Genomic DNA, 17,229 nt, shown 5'->3' with positions numbered 1-17,229 from the left:
GGGCGGAGCGGGCGGCGCCGGCGGACGACGGCGCGACCCCGCGCCGGCCCCCGCGGGCGTGGGCGCGGCATCCGGGTGCGAGCCCTGCGAAGCACCCGGACGCGCCACCCGTGCGCGCGTCGCCCGATCGTCGAAGCCCTGGGGCCGCTTCACGGGCGCCGCCTCACCCGCGCTCGCGCTCGAGCGAGCCGAGGATCTGCGGCACGATGCGGTAGACGTCGCCGCAGCCGAGGGTGATCACGAAATCGCCCTCGCGTGCGATGCGCGCAGTGTGGTCGGCGGCCTCCTGCCAGTCGGGCACGAAGGCCACCCGCTCGGGGTGCGCGAAGCGCTCGCTCACGAGCGCGCCCGTGACTCCGGGCTCGGGGTCCTCGCGGGCGCCGTAGACGTCGAGTACCACGGTCTCGTCGGCGTACTGCTCGAGCACCTCCGCGAACTCCTTCGCGAAGAGGCGGGTCCGGCTGTAGAGATGCGGCTGGTGCACCGCGATGATGCGCCCGTCGCCCACGACCGTGCGCGCCGCCGACAGGGCGGCAGCGACCTCGGTGGGGTGGTGGGCGTAGTCGTCGTAGACGCTCACGCCGCCCACGGTGCCGTGCAGCTCGAACCGTCGACCGGTGCCCGCGAACCGCGCGATGCCCTCGAGGGATGCCGCGGGGTCGAACCCGAGTCCGACGAGCACCGCGAACGCACCGGCGGCGTTGATCGCGTTGTGGCGCCCGGGGATGCGCAGTCGCGCGCGGTACTCGACGCCCGCGTAGTCGACGGCGAAGGCCACGGGACCATCGGTCTCGATGTCCTGCACGCGTACCGTGGCATCCGCCGCCTCGCCGAACGTCATGACGGTGGAGTGCTGCAACCGCTTCGCGACGTGGGTGGCGCCGGGGTCGTCGGAGGAGATCACGACGAACTCGCGGGCTCCGTCGGCGAAGTCGACGAACGCCTGCTCGAACGCCTCGAGCGAGCCGTAGTGGTCGAGGTGATCGGGGTCGACGTTGGTGATGAGCGCCACCGACGTGTCGTACAGGAGGAAGGAGCCGTCGGACTCGTCGGCCTCGACCACGAAGAGCTCGCCGTCGCCGGAGGCCGCGCTGACGCCCAGCTCCTCGATGACGCCGCCGTTGACGAAGCTCGGGTCCTCGTCGAGGGCGAGCAGCGCGGTGATGATCATGCCGGTCGAGGTCGTCTTGCCGTGCGCGCCGGCCACGGAGACGAGGCGTCGACCCGCGATGAGCGCCGCGAGCGCCTGCGAGCGGTGCAGCACGGGCAGGCCGCGCTCGAGCGCGAGCTGGTACTCGGGGTTGTCGAGCCAGAGGGCCCCGGTGACGACGACCGTGTCGACGTCGTCGCGCAGGTTGGCTGCGTCGTGCCCGATCGCGATCTCGGCACCGAGCGCACGGAGCGCCGCGATGTTGTCGGAGTCGCGCACGTCGGAGCCCGTGACGCGGTGGCCGTCGCCGAGGAACAGCCTCGCGATGCCGCTCATGCCCGAGCCGCCGATGCCGACGAAGTGCACGTTGCCGAGCTCGGCGGGGATCTGGATGGAAGGGTCGGGCTTGATCGTCACGGTGTCGCGGTGCTTCCTGCTTCGAGTGGGGTCGAGGTCAACGTTACGCGCCCGCGGGCGGTGGTGCGCCCGCCCCGCCGCGGGCGGCGTCGACGAGGGCGACCATCCGGTCGGTGCCGTCCAGGGCGCCGACGGATGCCGCGGCCGCGGCCATCGCCCGGAGCCGGTCGCGGTCGGCCAGCAGCGGGACGACGTTCGCCGCCACCCATTCGGGCAGGAACTCCGCGTCGTCGACGAGGATGCCGCCGCCCGCGGCCACGACCTCGGCGGCGTTGAATCGCTGCTCGCCGTTGCCGACGGGATACGGCACGTAGATGGCCGGGATGCCGAGCGCGGAGAGCTCGCTCACGGTCGCCGCGCCCGCGCGCGACACGGCGGCATCGGCGAGGGCGAGGGCGAGGTCCATGCGGTCGGCGTACTCGACCATGCGGTAGCCGTCGAGCCCGGGATCGGCGACCTCCGACGTGGCGCCCGTGATGTGCAGCACCTGCCACCCGGTCGCGACGAGCGCCGCGGCGCTGTCGACGACCGTGCGGTTGATGCGGCGCGCGCCGAGCGACCCGCCGGTCGCGAGCAGTACGGGTCGTGAGGCGTCGAGGCCGAAGAAGCCGGCCGCCTCCTCGCGGAGGGCCGCACGGTCGAGCGTCTCGATCTCACGTCGCAGGGGCATCCCGACGAACTCGGCGCGCGGCAACGGGGTGCCGTGGAACGCGACGCCAACCCGGGCGGCGAAGCGCGCGCCGAGGCGGTTCGCGAGGCCGGGCCGCGCGTTCGCCTCGTGGATCACGACGGGAACCCCGGCACCGCGCGCCGCGAGGTACGCCGGCGTCGAGACGTAGCCGCCGAAGCCGACGACGACATCGACGTGCCGCTCGGCGAGCATCCCCCGGACGTCGTGGATCGAGCGGCGGAACCGCGACGGGAACGCGACCGCGTTCCGGTTGGGGCGACGCGGGAACGGCACCTTCGCGATGGTGAGGAGCTCGTAGCCGCGGGCGGGCACGAGGCGCGCCTCGAGGCCCTCGGCGGTGCCGAGCACGAGCACGCGCGCGTCCGGGTCGCGCTCGCGCAACCGGTCGGCGACGGCGAGCAGGGGGTTCACGTGGCCGGCGGTGCCGCCGCCGGCGAGGAGGTAGGTCGTCATCGGGTGGTCCGCGCCCCCGTGCGCATGCCGGCGCGCGCGGCCGAGCGCGCGGCCGCGCGGGCGGGGGCCTCCGGGTCCCGCGCGACGGAGAGCACCACGCCGATCGCGAACAGGGTGGTGAGCAGCGCGGTGCCGCCCGCCGAGACGAGCGGGAGGGGAACGCCGAGGACGGGGAAGACACCGAGCACGACACCGATATTGACACACGCCTGCCCGACCACCCAGACGAGCACCGCCGCCGAGACCGACCTCGCGAACGGCGTGCGGGCTCCGCGCAGCACCCGGGCGAGCGCGACGGCGAGCACGACGAAGAGGCCGATCACCACGACCGCGCCGATGAGGCCGAGCTCCTCCCCGATGATCGCGAAGATGAAGTCGTTGTCGGCCGCGGGCAGCCACGACCACTTCGCCGCCGAGTTGCCGAGGCCCACCCCGAACAGCCCGCCGTTCGCGAGCGCGAACGTGCCGTGCTGGATCTGCCAGCAGTCGGCGACGTCGTAGCGCGTGCAGTCCTCCTGGAGGAAGGAGGTGATCCGCCGCATCCGGTTCTCGCTCGACAGGGCCACCATCGTGAACGCGGCCGCGCCGAGGACCACGGGCAGGACCAGCAGCCGGAAGCGAACCCCGATGAGGAAGAGCGTGCCCATGAGCATGCCCGCCATGATCATGACCGTGCCCAGGTCCCCACCCAGCAGCACGAGCCCGATCGCACCGCCGCCCACGATGAGGATCGGCATGATGCCGTGCGAGAAGTCGCCGAGCTGGGACTCCTTCTTCGTGATGATGAGGCCGAGCCAGAGCACGAGGGCGACCTTGATCAGCTCCGACGGCTGGAACTGCAGCGGTCCGAGGTTCAGCCAGTTCGTGTTGCCGCCGACCTCGACGCCGAGGGGCGTCGCGACGACGAGGAGCTGCAGGAAGCACGACACGGCCAGGGCGGGCCACGCGACGCGCATCCAGAACGCCTCCGGCATGCGGCTCGCGATGAGCATGATCGGGATGCCGACCACCGCGTAGGTCGCCTGCTGGATGGCCTTCACGAAGAAGCCGCCGTCCTCGAGGCGCGACTCCACGGTCGACGAGGACAGCACCATCACGAGGCCGAGCGCGACGAGGAACAGCGTCGTGCCGAGCAGGAGGAAGTAGTCCTTGGACTCGACGCGGAAGATGCGGCCGAGGCGGATGCGGGCGGCGGAGACGCCCGCCGCGTCAGCTTCCTTCGCCGGACGGGTCGTGCGGGGCGGGCTCGTCATCCGCCTCACCTCCCAGCATCTCCCTGACCGCGTCGTGGAATCGTCGCCCGCGGTCGGCGTAGTCGGCGAACTGGTCCATGGATGCCGCGGCGGGAGCGAGGAGCACGGTGTCGCCCTCCTCGGCGACGGCCGCCGCGAGGGCGACCGCGTCGGGCATCACGCTCCCAGTGTCATCCGCCGTCACCTCGAAGAGCGGAAGCCCCGGCGCGTGTCGCCGGAACGCGGCCACGAGGGGCGCGCGGTCGACGCCGATCACGATCGCGGCACGCAGTCGCGCGGCATGGGCGGCCACGAGCGCATCCGCGTCGACGCCCTTGAGGAGGCCGCCGACGATCCACACGACCCGGCCGAACGCCCGCAACGACGCCTCGGCCGCATGCGGGTTCGTCGCCTTCGAATCGTCGATCCAGCGGATGCCGCCCGCGACGGCCACCGTCTGGATGCGGTGCGCATCGAGGCGGAAGTCGCGCAGCGCGTCGTGCACGATCGCCACCGGCACGCCGAAGGAACGCGCGAGCGCCGAGGCCGCGAGGATGTTCGCCACGATGTGCGGGGCGGCGAGTCCGGCGGGCTCCAGCTCGTCGAGCGTCGTGATCTCGAGGGCCGCCGTGCGGCGCTCCTCGAGGAACGCCCGATCGCACAGGATGCCGTCGACGACGCCGAAGTCGCTCGGACCGGGCACGTCGAGGCCGAAGCCGATGGCGCGGGCGCCGTCCTCCACCTCGGCATCCTCGACCATGTGCATCGTCGCCTCGTCGGCGCGGTTGTAGACGCACGCGACCTTCGTGTTCCAGTAGACCTTCGCCTTCGCGTCGCGGTAGGCCTCCGCGGAGCCGTGCCAGTCGAGGTGGTCGTCGGCGATGTTGAGGCACACGCTCGCCCACGGATGCAGCGCGCCCGGCCCCCAGGTCGGCAGGTGGTGGAGCTGGAAGCTCGACAGCTCGACGACGAGCACGTCGAAGCCCGCGGGATCGCGGATCGCGTCGAGCACGGGCACGCCGATGTTGCCGCAGGGCGCGGCGCGCAGCCCGTTGGCGGCGAGGAACGTGGCCGCGAGCTGCGTCGTGGTCGTCTTGCCGTTCGTGCCGGTGACGAGGATCCACTCGGCGGCGTTCACCTTGTCGCGCACGCGCCACGCGAGCTCGATGTCTCCCCACACGGCGATCCCCGCGGCATCCGCCCACCGGAGCACCGGGTGGTCGGGGTGGAACCCCGGCGACGCGATGAGCACCTCCGGAGCGAACGCCACGAGCTCGGCGGGCACGGTCTCGAGCGGGTCGTCGACGTGCCGCACCCCGATGACGTCGAGGATGCGCGCGCGGTCGTCGTCGCGCGCCGGAGCGGCGACGAGCACGTCGGCGCCGAGCTCGGCGAGCGTGTCGGCCGCCGCGAACCCGGTGACGCTGAGCCCCAGCACCCCGACGCGGAGGCCGAGCCAGTCGGCGTGCCAGCTGGTGAGCTCGTCGAGCCGACCCGCGGCCGAGGCATCCGGACCGCTCAACTCTGCAGCCACTCGAAGTAGAACGCGCCGACGCCCGCCGCCACGAAGCCGCCGGCGATGATCCAGAAGCGCACGACGATCGTGACCTCGGCCCACCCCTTGAGCTCGAAGTGATGGTGGATGGGACTCATGAGGAAGATGCGCTTGCCGCCGGTGGCCTTGAAGTACGCGCGCTGCACGATCACCGAGCCGGTCTCGATCACGAAGAGGGCGCCGATGAGCAGCAGGAGGAGCTCGGTCTGGCTCACGATCGCGAGGGCCGCGAGGGCGCCGCCCAGCGCGAGCGAACCGGTGTCCCCCATGTAGATGTGGGCGGGGTTGGTGTTCCACCACAGGAAGCCGATGACCGCACCGACGATGGCCGTCGCGACGATCGCCAGGTCGAGCGGATCGCGCACGTCGTAGCACCGGTACGCGTCGCTCGGGTTGAGGTTCTCGCTGAAGCACGACTGGTTGAACTGCCAGAAGCCGATGATCACGAACGATCCGATCGCGAGGATCGAGGCGCCCGACGCGAGCCCGTCGAGCCCGTCGGTCACGTTCACCGCGTTCGACGTGGCCGTCGTGAGGAGCACGATCCAGATGACGTAGACGATCACGCCGATCACCGTGCCGAAGACCATGAAGTCGAGCGGCAGGTCGCGGATGAACGAGATCTTCGTCGACGCGGGCGTCGCTCCCTGCTCGTTCGGGAACTGCAGTGCGAGCAGCGCGAACGCCGCGGCGACCACGGTCTGGCCGAGGATCTTGGCCCAGCCGCCGAGGCCGAGGCTCTGCTTCTTGTGCGTCTTGAGGAAGTCGTCGATGAAGCCGACGAGCCCAAGGCCCACCATCATGAACAGCACGAGCAGGCCCGAGGCCGTGGGCCGCTCGTCGCTCAGCAGCAGCGTCGCGCCGAAGTAGCCGAACAACGTGCCGAGGATGAAGATGATGCCGCCCATGGTGGGCGTGCCGCGCTTGACGTGGTGGCTCTTCGGGCCGTCGTCGCGGATGAACTGCCCCCACCCGAGGCGCGTGAAGAGCCGGATGAACAGCGGCGTGAGGAACAGCGTGAAGGCGAGCGACAACGCCCCGGCGGTCAGCAGTGCTCTCACGAGAACCATTCTCCCAGTCGGTCGCCGAGGTGTCGGAGACCCGCCGCGTTCGACGATTTCACCAGCACGGTGTCCCCCGGGCGGATCGATCCCGTGACGAGTTCGAAGGCCTCCTCGTCGGTCTCGACGAAGGCCGACTCGCCGTCCCACGAACCCTCGTTGATGGCGGAGATGTGCAGGCGCCGCGCACCGCGGCCCACGACGACGAGCTGCGAGATGCCGAGCCGCACGGCGAGGAGGCCGATGCGGTCGTGCTCCTCGCCCGAGAACTCGCCGAGCTCGCTCATCTCGCCGAGCACGGCGACCGTGCGGGTGCCCGGGGCCTTGACCTGGGCGAGCGTCTTCAGCGCGGCCGCCATCGAGTCGGGGCTCGCATTGTACGCGTCGTTGATGATCGTGATGCCGTCGCGGCCGCCCAGGACCTGCATGCGCCAGCGCTCCGCGAGCGTCACCTGCTCGAGCCCGCGCACGATCTCGGCGAGCGGCACGCCGAGCTCCCTCGACGCGGCGATCGCGGCGAGGGCGTTCATGACGTGGTGCTCGCCGAGCACCGAGAACCGCACGCGCGCCGACTCGCCGCCGGGCACGATCACCGTGAACTCGGTGCCGCGCGCGTGGGAGACGACGTCGACCGCGCGCACGTCGGCGCTGTCGGCCATGCCGAACCAGGTCACGCGGGCGCGGGTCAGGGCGGCCATGGGCACGACGCGGGGGTCGTCGGCGTTGAGCACCGCGACATCCGTCTCGAGCAGGTCGGTGACCATCTCCGACTTCGCCCGCACGGTCTGCTCGATGCCGCCGAACTCGCCGGCGTGGGCGAGCCCCACCTTGAGCACGATGCCCACGTCGGGCCGCGCGAGGCGCACGAGGCGGGCGATGTGCCCCACGCCCGACGCGCCCATCTCCGCGACGAGGAACTGCGTCTGCTCGGTGAGCTCGAGCATCGTGATGGGCGCGCCCACCTCGTTGTTGAACGAGGCGCGCGCCGCGACCGTCGGGCCGACCTGCTCCAGCACGGTGCGCAGCAGGTTCTTGGTCGTCGTCTTGCCGTTGGAGCCCGTGACGCCGACGATGCGCAACCGGCCGAGCGCGCGCACGCGGCGCACGACCTCGCTCGCGAGATCGCCGAGGGCGTCGACCGAATCGGCGACCACGACCTGCGGCACCGGCAGGTCGAGCGGGCGCTCGACGATGAGCAGGGCGGCTCCCTGCTCGGCCGCGGCAGCCGCGAAGTTGTGGCCGTCGTCGAACTCGCCTCGCTTCGCGACGAACACGTCGCCGGTGCCCACCTCGCGCGAGTCGGTCGTCACCGCGCCGTCGACGACGGTCTCGGGCGCGGCATCCGTGGCGCCGAGCTCGAGACGGCCGGATGTCGCGGCCGCGATCTCGGCGAGCGTGAGCGCGATCACGCGAGCCACCCCGCTTCGCGCAGTGCGAGCCGGGCATCGTCGCGTGCCGAGTAGGGAATCTTCACGCCGGCGACCTCCTGGTAGTCCTCATGGCCTGGGCCAGCGTAGAGGATCGCGTCGCCCTCCGCCGCCAGGGCGAGCGCGGCGCGGAACGCGGCGCGCGGGTCGGCGATCTCATGGAGCTCGCGGTCGGGCACCGCCGCGAGGGCGCCCGCGACGAGGGCGGCGCGGATCGCGGCCGGGTCCTCCCAGCGGGGGTGGAAGTCGGTGATGACGACGACGTCGGCGCCGCGTGCCGCGATCGCGCCCATGTCAGCCCGCTTGGTGGTGTCGCGGTCGCCGTCGGCGCCGAAGACCATGACGATGCGGCCGTTCGTGGTGCGCCGGATCGCGTCGAGCGTCTGCAGGAAGGCGTCGGGCGTGTGCCCGTAGTCGATGTACACGACGGGGCCGCGATCGCCGGAGATGCGCTCGGCGCGCCCGGGGATGTAGGCGTCGATGCCGCCGTCGCCGAGGGCGTGGGCGATCTGGTCGAGGTCGTAGCCCGACTCGACGAGCATCACGATCGCGAGCGCCGCATTGGCGGCCATGAAGTGCCCGAGGAGCGGCACCGACGTCGCGAGGCTGCGGCCGCCGGGACCCGTGAGCTCGAAGCCCGTGTGCGTGGGCGCCTCTTCGGTGACGGTGACGTGCCAGTCCGCCTCGACGGCGGCATCGGTCGCGAGGGTCGTGACGGGGATCCGGCTCTCGCCGACGAGCCGTCGGCCCCACTCGGAGTCGACGGTGATCACGGCGCGGCGGGCGCGCTCGGGCTGGAACAGCTCCCGCTTGGCCTCGTAGTACTGCTCCATGGACTCGTAGTCGTCCATGTGGTCATGGGTGAGGTTCGTGAAGCCGGCGACGTCGAACACGATGCCGTCGACGCGGTGGCGAGTGAGCGCCTGCGCCGAGACCTCGATGCCGACGGCGCGCACGTCGACCTCGCGCATGCGCGCGAGCAGCGCGTGCAGCTCGCTCGCCTCGGGCGTCGTGAGCGAGCTGGTCACCGCCTCGTCGCCGATGCGGCGCTCCGCGGTCGAGGTGAGCCCCGCGACGACGCCGAGCTGGCGCAGGATGCCGTACAGCAGGTACACCACGCTCGTCTTGCCGTTGGTGCCCGTGACCGCGAAGAACGTGGCCGGGTTCTCGGCCGTGCGGTGGATCCAGGCGGCGACCTCGCCGAGCGCGGCGCGCGGGTCGGCGGTCACCAGCACCGGCAGGTCCGCGGCGGCCGCGGCGTCGGCGCCGGCGGCATCCGTGAGCACCGCGACCGCGCCGTTCGCCGCGGCCTCGGCCGAGAAGTCGGCGCCGTGCGCGTTGCGGCCGGGCACGCCGACGTACAGGTCGCCGCCCTGCACGGTGCGCGAGCTGATTGCAGCGCCGGTCACCTCGACGCCGTCGATGTCGCCGCGCACGTCGAATCCGAACGTCTCGGCAAGGCCGTGCAGCGATCGGGGGCTCGGATGCTGCGGCCGGAGTGCCGTGGGAGGCGTTCCGGTCACGAATCCAACTTTCTCACCAGGTTGCTGGCAGCTCGGGCGCCGGAGCGCCGGACGGAACGGTCCGATACTTCTTCAGCACCTGGCTCATCACCTGTTGGAAGACGGGAGCGGATGCGGCGGACGAGTTCATCTTAACGGGATCCATGATGCTGACCGAAACGACGAACTCGGGGTCGTCGGCGGGCGCGAAGCCCGAGACCGAGACGAGGTAGCCGCTCTGGTAGCCGCCCTGACCGTCGGGAACCTGCGCCGTTCCGGTCTTCGCGGCCACCCGGTACCCGGGGATCTGCCACACGTCGGAGAGCCAGCCGTCGGCGTAGACCCGCTCGAGCATCTGCGAGGTCTGGTCTGCCGCCTGCTCGGAGATCACCTGCCGGCCCTCGGTGCTCGGATTCTCGGTGACCGTGCCGTCGGGCGCCCGGCATCCCTCGACGAGGGTGACGGGCATCCGCACCCCCCCGTTCGCGATCGTCTGGTAGACGCTCGCGATCTGCAGGGCCGTCGTGGTGAGGCCCTGGCCGAACATCGTCGCGTACTTGGTCTGGTTGTCCCACCCGTCGGGGCCGCCGTGCAGGTCGCCCGACGCCTCGCTCGGGAACCCGACCTCGGTGGGGTTGCCGAGGCCGAAGTCGAGGAAGTCCTGGTACCGCTGCTCGTCGGTCAGCCGCTCGCCGAACAGCGACATGCCCGTGTTCGACGAGTCGATGAGCACGCCCGTGAGCGTGTAGCGGGTGTCGTCGTGGAAGAAGCTGTCGTTGATGTCCGCGCCGTTCGGGGGCAGGTAGCGGTAGGGCGCGACGACCTGGCTCAGCGGGTCGGCCTTGCCTGCGTCGATGACGGATGCCGCGGTGAGCGCCTTGAGCGTCGAGCCCGGCTCGAACGGCGCCGTGAACGAGCGCGAGCCGCGGTCGTCGGAGGCGACGCCGGCGGGGTCGTTGGGGTCGACCGTCGGCACGTCGGCGACGGCGAGGAGCCGCCCGGTCTTCGCCTCCATGACGGTGACCGTCGCCCACTGCGCGCCCGTGGCCTGCACCTGGGCGGCCGCGATGCGCTGCACGTCCCACTGCAGGTCGGAGTCGATCGTGAGCTGCAGGTCGCCGCCGTCGCGGGCCTGCTTGTGCACGACCTCGCTGCCGGGGATCGCGACCCAGTCCTTGAGGCTGTGCAGGAAGCTCGACTCGCCGTTCTCGGCCGCGAGGCACTGGTCCTCCGAGAGCTCGAGCCCCGCGAGGGCATCGCCGTCGTCGCCCATGAAGCCGATGAGGTTGCCGGCGACCGCTCCGTTCGGGTACCGCCGGCCGGGGTGCTCGTAGGGCACGACCCACGGGATGTCGAGCTTCTTCACCTGCTCGTAGGTCTCGGTGTCGACGAGCTTCGCCGCGTAGGCGAAGTCGGAGTCGGGGTCCGCGGCGAGGGAGTCGTCGATGAGCTGCTGCAGCTGCGCCGCCGGCTTGCCGATCACGGCGCCGAGCTCGGCGAGCACCTGGTCGAGCGGCACGTCGACGTCGATCGTCTTGGCGGGGTCGGCCGGATCCGGCTCCTCCCGCACGAGGGGACCGCTGGCGGCCTGCTTGGGCGAGAGCGCGATGTCGTATCGCATGACGCTGTCGGCGAGCACGGTGCCGTTCGCGTCCACGATCTCACCGCGGGTGCCGTACAGCGTGCGCGTCTCGGAGCGCACCTGCGTCGACTCCTGGTTCAACTCGGCCGCGCGTACCACCTGGATGTCGACGAGCCGCACGACGAAGACGCCGACCATCGCCACGAGCAGCACGGCCGCCAGCAGGATCCGCCGCATCGGGTGTCGGCTCACTCGGTCCATCCGGTGCCGTCCTCGCTTCTCGGTGGTGGTCGTCGGGTCAGTGGGTGGCCGGAGTCGGCAGCCCCTCTGCGGGGGCCGGGGGCGTGGTTGCCGCCGGCTCGGCGGCGGGCGCGGCGCCGATGCCCGCGCCCTGTCCCCCACTCGGAGTCTGCGCCGCCTGCTGCTCGGTGACGAGCGGCACGCCGTCGATGAGCGAGTTCGGGACGAGCGGCCCGGATGCCACGGCGCCGCCGTCGGCCGCCGTGGGCACGCCGAGCACCGCGCCGTCGGAGAGCCGGAGGTACACCGGGTCGGAGTTGGGCACCATCCCGAGCGCCTCCGCGTTCGCCGCGAGGAACTGGGGCGACTCGACGCCGTCGAGGTCCTCGGAGAGCTTCGCCTCGTCGCGTGCGAGCTGCGCCTGGCGGATCTGGTAGCCGTCGAGCTCGTAGGCCCCCTGCGTCATGGCGATCGAGAGCAGGAGCTGCGCGATGGCGATGACCCCGATCGACCCGACGGCGACGATCGCATAGACGAGGCGCGGCTTCGCGCGTCCGAGTGCCCGGTCGGGTGCCGGGCGCAGGCGCGGCTCGGCGGCGGCGCTGGTGGTGCGACGATCGGGTCGCGGTTGCGCCGCGCGCGCGCGCGGAGGCCTGGTCTGGGCCGGCAGTGCGCTCATGACGGCCTCCTCACTCGTTCTGCGGCGCGAAGTCGCACCGGCTTCGCACGCGGGTTCTCCGCCTGCTCGGTCTCGCTCGCGAGTTCCGCCCCTCGCACGAGGAGCTTGAACTGCGGACGGTGCTCGGGCAGCTCCATGGGCAGCCCGGCCGGCGCCGTCGACGACGACGCCGCCTGGAGGACCCGCTTCACGATGCGGTCCTCGAGCGACTGGTAGGCGAGCACGACGATGCGGCCGCCGACCGCGAGCGTGTCGAGGGCGGCGGGCATCGCACGCGCGAGCACCGAGAGTTCCTCGTTCACCTCGATGCGCAGCGCCTGGAACACGCGCTTGGCCGGATGCCCGGCCCGTTGCACGGCGGCCGGCGTCGCGGCGCTGATGATGTCGACCAGCTGCGCGGAACGCGTGATGGGCTGCTCGGCGCGGGCCCGAACGATCGCCCTCGCGTACCGCGGGGCGAGCTTCTCCTCGCCGTACTCGTAGAACATGCGGCGCAGTTCGTCTTCGCTCGACTCGGCGATCACGTCGGCCGCGGTGCGTCCGCTCGTGGAGTCCATGCGCATGTCGAGCGGGGCGTCCTTCGAGTACGCGAAGCCCCGTTCCGCACGATCGAGCTGCAGCGACGAGACGCCGAGGTCGAACAGCACGCCCTGCACCTCGGGGAACCCCTCGGAACGCACGGCGTCGGCGATGCCGTCGTACACGGTGTGCACGAAGCGCGCACGATCGCCGAACGGCGCGAGGCGCTGCCGGGCGATCGCGAGTGCCTCGGTGTCTCGGTCGAGGCCGATGACGGTGAGCTTCGGGAAGCGCTCGAGGAATGCGGCGGTGTGCCCGCCCATGCCGAGCGTGGCGTCGACGAGCACGGCGCCGTCGCCGTCGATGGCCGGGGCGAGCAGCTCGATCGTCCGTTCGAGCATGACCGGGGTGTGAATGCGTTCGATGTCCATGATGTGTTCGGGACTCGTGCCCCGGGCTCCGATCCCCATCCGTTCGTCCTGGTGCGGGGAAGTGCATCAGGCGCGCACGGCTGGGAGTCGCAACCCGGGGACTCAGAAGAGTCCGGGAATCACCTCCTCCGCCGTCTCCGCGAAGGCCGCCTCCTGCTCGGCGAGGTAGCTCTGCCACGCCGTCGCATCCCAGATCTCCACCCGGCTGCCCGTGCCGATGACCGTGAGGTCTCGGCCGAGGCCCGCATAGCTGCGGAGCATGGCGGGGATCGTGACGCGATTCTGCTTGTCGGGGGTCTCCGCGGATGCCCCCGAGAGGAAGACGCGCATGTAGTCGCGCGCCTGCTTGCTCGTCACCGGGGCCTGGCGGATCTTCTCGCTCATGCTCTCGAACTCCCGCGCGCTGAACACGTAGATGCAGCGCTCCTGCCCGCGCGTGAGCACGAGGCCGTTCGACAGCTCCTCCCGGAACTTCGCCGGAAGAATGACGCGACCCTTCTCGTCGAGCTTGGGCTCGTACGTACCAAGAAACACCGCATCACCCCCACTCCTCCGGCCAGGAACCAGGTAACCCCACTTTACTCCACTCCCATCCACATATCCACGATGATGGGCGGTCTCGCAGGGAATCTCCTCAGGGCAGCCCCGGAATCATGCGGATCCAGCGGGTGGAGCGAGGTGGAGGAAACGGAGCCACCGGGGAGGATTCCGGGCGCGTCGGCGGCCGCACAGGGTCGATTCCGGTCCCGTTCGCCCGGATCCGGCACCTCCCGGCGTGCTCAGCGACCGAGTGACGGCCCCCGAACACGACGAAACGGGCCGATCATCCGATCGACCCGTTCAGTGGTGGTGCGAAGTGGAGGGGTTAGTCGCGGCCGTCCTGGCGGCGGTCCCATCGGTCGTTCAGGCGATCCATGAATCCCCCGCCCGAACGACGGGCTCGCGGGGCGCTGGGCTCCGACGGAATGGAGGATGCGGAGACGCGCTTCGAGGGCGTGATCGCGATCAGGACGCCGGCGAACATCAACGCGAAGCCGAGCACGCCCACGACGAGGATCTGCAGTGCCACTCCCGCGATGAGCCCTGCGACTCCGGCGACGGCGAGGAGGATTCCCAGGACGATGGACCGGTAATTGGGCCGACCGCGACCGGCCCCGCCGACGGTCGCGACGAAGTCGGCGTCGTTCTTGTAGAGATTCCGTTCCATCTCCTCGAGAAGGCGCTGCTCCTGCTCTGAAAGCGGCATCTCATTCCCTCCTTCTCGGGACCGACGCTTCGTGACGCCATTCTAGGCCTCCGCGCCGTCGCTAGGCTAGGACGATGGTCCCGGTCCCCCGCCTCGTCGATCTGGTGCACGATCGGCTCGAGGAATTCCTCGATGATCGCGCTTCCATTCTCCGCTCGATCAGCCCCGACCTCGACCCGCTCGCCGCATTCTCAAAGCGGTTTCTCAGCGGCGGGAAGCGGTTCCGCGCGCTGTTCTGCTACTGGGGCTGGGAGGCCGTCGGCGGACGCGGCGCGGACGCCCTCACGGGACGTGACACGGGCGATCGATTCGCGGTCGTCTCCGCGGCATCCGCCCTCGAGATCTTCCACGCGGCGGCCCTCGTGCACGACGACATCATCGACAACTCGGACACCCGCCGCGGCGCCCCTGCGGCGCACCGGCTCTTCGAATCGCTGCACGGCGAGTCGGGCTGGGCGGGCGCCGGCGACGACTTCGGCCGCGCCTCCGCGATCCTGCTGGGCGACCTCCTCCTCGGCTGGAGCGACGAGCTCCTCGACGAGGGGCTCGCGACGCTGCGCGATCCCCGCGCGGTGCGCGCGGCGCGCACCGAGTTCAACCGGATGCGCACCGAGGTGACCGCCGGCCAGTACCTCGACATCCTCGAGGAGCGCGCCTGGCTCACCCAGCCCGAGGAGCAGCAGCGCACCCGGGCCGAGCGCGTCGTCATCTTCAAGTCCGCGAAGTACAGCATCGAGGCACCGCTCGCCATCGGCGCGGCGATCGCGGGCGGCTCCGTGGCGCAGCTCGACGGCCTCCGCTCCTTCGGCCTGCCGCTCGGCATCGCGTTCCAGCTGCGCGACGACCTGCTCGGTGTCTACGGCGACCCCGAGGTCACGGGCAAGCCCGCGGGTGACGACCTCCGCGAGGGCAAGCGCACGCTCCTCGTCGCGATCGCGCGGGAACGGCTCGCGCCGGGGCAGCGGCGACTCCTCGACGAGCTGCTCGGCGACCCGTCGCTCGACGGCGCGCAGGTGCGGATGCTGCAGCAGACCATCCGCGAGTGCGGCGCCGTCGACGAGGTCGAGCGCATGATCGCCACCAACATGGACCGGGCGATGGCCGCGCTCGAGGATGCGCCGATCAGCCGCGAGGCACGCGCCGAGCTCGGTTCGATGGCGAGGGCCGTCACCCGTCGGGCGAGCTGAGGGGCGCGCCCTCGTCCATGGCGGTGCTCGGGCCGAGCGCGGGACCGGTCAGGCCAAGGCCTGGGCGACGCGGCGCACCTCGGACTTGCGGCCCGCGCGCAGCGCCTCGATCGGCGTGGTGCCGAGGCTGTCGTCGACGCCGATCAGCCACTCGAGGGCCTCGGCGTCGGTGAACCCCGCGTCGGCGAGCACGATCGCCGTGCCGTGCAGCTCCGGCAGCGGCGCGGCGTCGCGGAGGAAGAGTGCTGGCACCTTCAGCACGCCGTCGACGCGCGCGGCGAGCAGGTAGCGCTCGTCGATCAGTCGCCGGATGCGGCTCGGGCTCTGCCCCAGCAGCTCGACGAGGTCGGGAACGGTCAGCCAGTCGATCGGGTCGGCATCGGTCACCCCATAAGAGTGCCACGACGGGACCGGACGGTGGAACCCATCCGCGGGTCTCGCCGAGTGCCGCGTGGGAGTTTGACTCGCCCCCTCCCCCGTGCGACGTTGAGCTCGACCGCTGACGGATGTTCGCGGAGGGGGAACGATGGCGTACGACTCCGATGCCCGGGCTCCGCGCGATCCCGCCCCATTCAGCCGACACCACGCACTCGAGTCCGAGCCGGGCGCCCGGCCCCGTCGCATCCGCCGCCTCCTCGCGGTTCCGCTCGCGATCGTGAGCACGGTGAGCATCACGCTCGGCATCGCGCAGCCCGCCGAGGCGGCGCCCCAGCCGCCGAAGCGCCAGCCGAAGGGCAAGGAGCATCGCGCCGCGACGACACCCGCCGCCGGCGCGGTCGCCGCAGCCGCATCCGTGCCGTCGGAGGTGACCGTCGCCGACGGCGACACCGTGAGCTCGATCGCCGAGCGTTTCGGGCTCGCGACGGCCGAGGTGCTCGCGATCAACGGGCTCGGCTGGTCGAGCCTCATCTTTCCCGGCCAGCGGCTCGCGCTCCCCGGCAGCGACCACATCACGCACGATCCGCCGCCGGCGGCGGTCCCCGAGATCTCCCGGCACATCGTGGCCCCGGGCGACACCATCGCCGACATCGCCGCCGCGCACGGGCTCGGCATCGACCAGGTGCTGAGCGCGAACGGCCTCAGCCGCCAGAGCCTCATCTTCCCGGGACAGGCGATCGTGCTGCCGAGCCCGCAGCCGGCGGATGCCGGGCAGCCGCTCCGGCCGCACCGCCTCCGCCTCCCGACACGGGTGCCGAGGTGCACGTCGTCGTCGCCGGCGACACGCTCATCGGCATCGCCGAGCGCACCGGCGTGGAGGTGGAGGACCTGCTCGCCCTCAACTCCATCGCCCGGTCCGAGGTCATCGCGATCGGGCAGCGCATCGTCGTCCGCCGACCCGAGCCGCAGGCGGTCGCGGCACTGCCGGTCGCCTCGGTGAACGTGCCGCTCACCGACGAGATGCGCGCGTCCGCGCGCATCGTGATCGAGGTCGGCCGGTCGCTCGGCGTGCCGGACCAGGGCATCGTGATCGCGCTCGCGGCCGCTGCGCAGGAGTCGGGACTCCGGAACCTCCACCACGGCGACCAGGACTCGCTCGGCCTGTTCCAGCAGCGGCCGAGCACCGGGTGGGGCACGCCCGAGGAGGTGCTCGACCCCGTACGCGCCGCCACCGCCTTCTACGGGGGCCCGTCGAATCCGAACTCGGGCCGCACCGCAGGCCTCCTCGACATCGACGGCTGGGAGTCGATGACGCTGACCCAGGCGGCGCAGGCGGTGCAGCGCAGCGCGCACCCCGACCACTACGCGAAGTGGGCGGCATCCGCCCGGGCCTGGCTCGAGGAGCTCGGCTGACGAGCCACGGCGCGTGAATCGGGCGACACGGCCGCGAACCGGGTTGGAGCGTGTCACGATGCCATT

The 17,229-nt window shown here is 71.7% G+C and carries 15 protein-coding genes; 2 read left to right on the top strand and 13 right to left on the bottom strand.

Features of this window, described 5'->3' with window-relative positions:
• Nucleotides 1-163: 163 nt before the first annotated feature.
• The 12 genes from murC to EDM22_RS12880 all read right to left on the bottom strand — a co-directional run bounded on the left by murC (nucleotide 164) and on the right by EDM22_RS12880 (nucleotide 14,185).
• Complete coding sequence (gene murC / locus EDM22_RS12935) at nucleotides 164-1,567, bottom strand: UDP-N-acetylmuramate--L-alanine ligase (RefSeq protein WP_122937498.1); 1,404 nt, start codon at nucleotides 1,565-1,567, stop codon at nucleotides 164-166.
• A gap of 43 nt (nucleotides 1,568-1,610) precedes the next feature.
• The gene (gene murG / locus EDM22_RS12930) at nucleotides 1,611-2,711 is read right to left on the bottom strand and encodes an undecaprenyldiphospho-muramoylpentapeptide beta-N-acetylglucosaminyltransferase (protein ID WP_122937497.1); all 1,101 of its coding nucleotides are present in this window, start codon (nucleotides 2,709-2,711) and stop codon (nucleotides 1,611-1,613) included.
• Nucleotides 2,708-3,964 (bottom strand): putative lipid II flippase FtsW, encoded by a 1,257-nt coding sequence (ftsW, locus tag EDM22_RS12925; RefSeq protein ID WP_122937496.1) that lies wholly within the window; start codon nucleotides 3,962-3,964, stop codon nucleotides 2,708-2,710. The genes murG and ftsW overlap by 4 nt, the downstream gene beginning before the upstream one ends.
• Entirely contained in the window at nucleotides 3,921-5,477 is a 1,557-nt protein-coding gene (murD, locus tag EDM22_RS12920) for a UDP-N-acetylmuramoyl-L-alanine--D-glutamate ligase (protein WP_245989358.1), read from the bottom strand. Before murD ends, ftsW begins: the two co-directional genes overlap by 44 nt.
• On the bottom strand, nucleotides 5,462-6,559 hold the full coding sequence (mraY, locus tag EDM22_RS12915; protein ID WP_122937503.1) for a phospho-N-acetylmuramoyl-pentapeptide-transferase: 1,098 nt from the start codon (nucleotides 6,557-6,559) through the stop codon (nucleotides 5,462-5,464). Before mraY ends, murD begins: the two co-directional genes overlap by 16 nt.
• Nucleotides 6,556-7,968, bottom strand: a complete 1,413-nt coding sequence (locus EDM22_RS12910; protein WP_122937502.1) for a UDP-N-acetylmuramoyl-tripeptide--D-alanyl-D-alanine ligase — start codon at nucleotides 7,966-7,968, stop codon at nucleotides 6,556-6,558. Before EDM22_RS12910 ends, mraY begins: the two co-directional genes overlap by 4 nt.
• Nucleotides 7,965-9,509, bottom strand: coding sequence for a Mur ligase family protein (locus EDM22_RS12905; protein ID WP_122937494.1), 1,545 nt, complete (start codon nucleotides 9,507-9,509; stop codon nucleotides 7,965-7,967). The genes EDM22_RS12910 and EDM22_RS12905 overlap by 4 nt, the downstream gene beginning before the upstream one ends.
• Before the next feature lie 13 nt (nucleotides 9,510-9,522).
• Complete coding sequence (locus EDM22_RS12900; RefSeq protein WP_245989357.1) at nucleotides 9,523-11,322, bottom strand: peptidoglycan D,D-transpeptidase FtsI family protein; 1,800 nt, start codon at nucleotides 11,320-11,322, stop codon at nucleotides 9,523-9,525.
• A gap of 46 nt (nucleotides 11,323-11,368) precedes the next feature.
• Complete coding sequence (gene ftsL, locus EDM22_RS12895; protein ID WP_122937492.1) at nucleotides 11,369-11,989, bottom strand: cell division protein FtsL; 621 nt, start codon at nucleotides 11,987-11,989, stop codon at nucleotides 11,369-11,371.
• Nucleotides 11,986-12,939: a 16S rRNA (cytosine(1402)-N(4))-methyltransferase RsmH gene (gene rsmH / locus EDM22_RS12890; RefSeq protein ID WP_170964125.1), complete on the bottom strand. Its 954-nt coding sequence runs from the start codon at nucleotides 12,937-12,939 to the stop codon at nucleotides 11,986-11,988. The genes ftsL and rsmH overlap by 4 nt, the downstream gene beginning before the upstream one ends.
• A gap of 102 nt (nucleotides 12,940-13,041) precedes the next feature.
• Nucleotides 13,042-13,473, bottom strand: a complete 432-nt coding sequence (mraZ, locus tag EDM22_RS12885) for a division/cell wall cluster transcriptional repressor MraZ (RefSeq protein ID WP_122937490.1) — start codon at nucleotides 13,471-13,473, stop codon at nucleotides 13,042-13,044.
• Between the two features lie 331 nt (nucleotides 13,474-13,804).
• On the bottom strand, nucleotides 13,805-14,185 hold the full coding sequence (locus EDM22_RS12880) for a DUF3040 domain-containing protein (RefSeq protein ID WP_122937489.1): 381 nt from the start codon (nucleotides 14,183-14,185) through the stop codon (nucleotides 13,805-13,807).
• 74 nt (nucleotides 14,186-14,259) lie between these two features.
• On the opposite strand from EDM22_RS12880, the gene EDM22_RS12875 reads away from it, so the two are divergent.
• Nucleotides 14,260-15,372 (top strand): polyprenyl synthetase family protein, encoded by a 1,113-nt coding sequence (locus tag EDM22_RS12875; protein ID WP_122937488.1) that lies wholly within the window; start codon nucleotides 14,260-14,262, stop codon nucleotides 15,370-15,372.
• A 48-nt stretch (nucleotides 15,373-15,420) separates the two neighbouring features.
• Here the strand turns inward: EDM22_RS12875 and EDM22_RS20065 are convergent, their stop codons facing one another.
• Nucleotides 15,421-15,759 (bottom strand): Rv2175c family DNA-binding protein, encoded by a 339-nt coding sequence (locus tag EDM22_RS20065; RefSeq protein ID WP_122937487.1) that lies wholly within the window; start codon nucleotides 15,757-15,759, stop codon nucleotides 15,421-15,423.
• A gap of 810 nt (nucleotides 15,760-16,569) precedes the next feature.
• Here EDM22_RS20065 and EDM22_RS20055 point away from each other — a divergent pair.
• Nucleotides 16,570-17,163, top strand: a complete 594-nt coding sequence (locus tag EDM22_RS20055; protein ID WP_245989356.1) for a LysM peptidoglycan-binding domain-containing protein — start codon at nucleotides 16,570-16,572, stop codon at nucleotides 17,161-17,163.
• The last annotated feature ends 66 nt before the right edge of the window (nucleotides 17,164-17,229 follow it).

Source organism: Agromyces tardus (assembly GCF_003710805.1).
In the GTDB taxonomy this organism is placed as follows: domain Bacteria; phylum Actinomycetota; class Actinomycetes; order Actinomycetales; family Microbacteriaceae; genus Agromyces; species Agromyces tardus.
Note: the sequence above shows the minus strand (reverse complement) of the source record. Positions and strands in the feature narration are given on the sequence as shown.

Bases quoted from the DNA above. Each gene is read 5' to 3' on its own strand.
- murG (WP_122937497.1), bottom strand. From the start codon at position 2,711: ATGACGACCTACCTCCTCGCCGGCGGCGGCACCGCCGGCCACGTGAAC.
- ftsW (WP_122937496.1), bottom strand. From the start codon at position 3,964: ATGACGAGCCCGCCCCGCACGACCCGTCCGGCGAAGGAAGCTGACGCG.
- ftsL (WP_122937492.1), bottom strand. From the start codon at position 11,989: ATGAGCGCACTGCCGGCCCAGACCAGGCCTCCGCGCGCGCGCGCGGCG.
- rsmH (WP_170964125.1), bottom strand. From the start codon at position 12,939: ATGGACATCGAACGCATTCACACCCCGGTCATGCTCGAACGGACGATC.
- EDM22_RS12880 (WP_122937489.1), bottom strand. From the start codon at position 14,185: ATGCCGCTTTCAGAGCAGGAGCAGCGCCTTCTCGAGGAGATGGAACGG.
- EDM22_RS12875 (WP_122937488.1), top strand. From the start codon at position 14,260: ATGGTCCCGGTCCCCCGCCTCGTCGATCTGGTGCACGATCGGCTCGAG.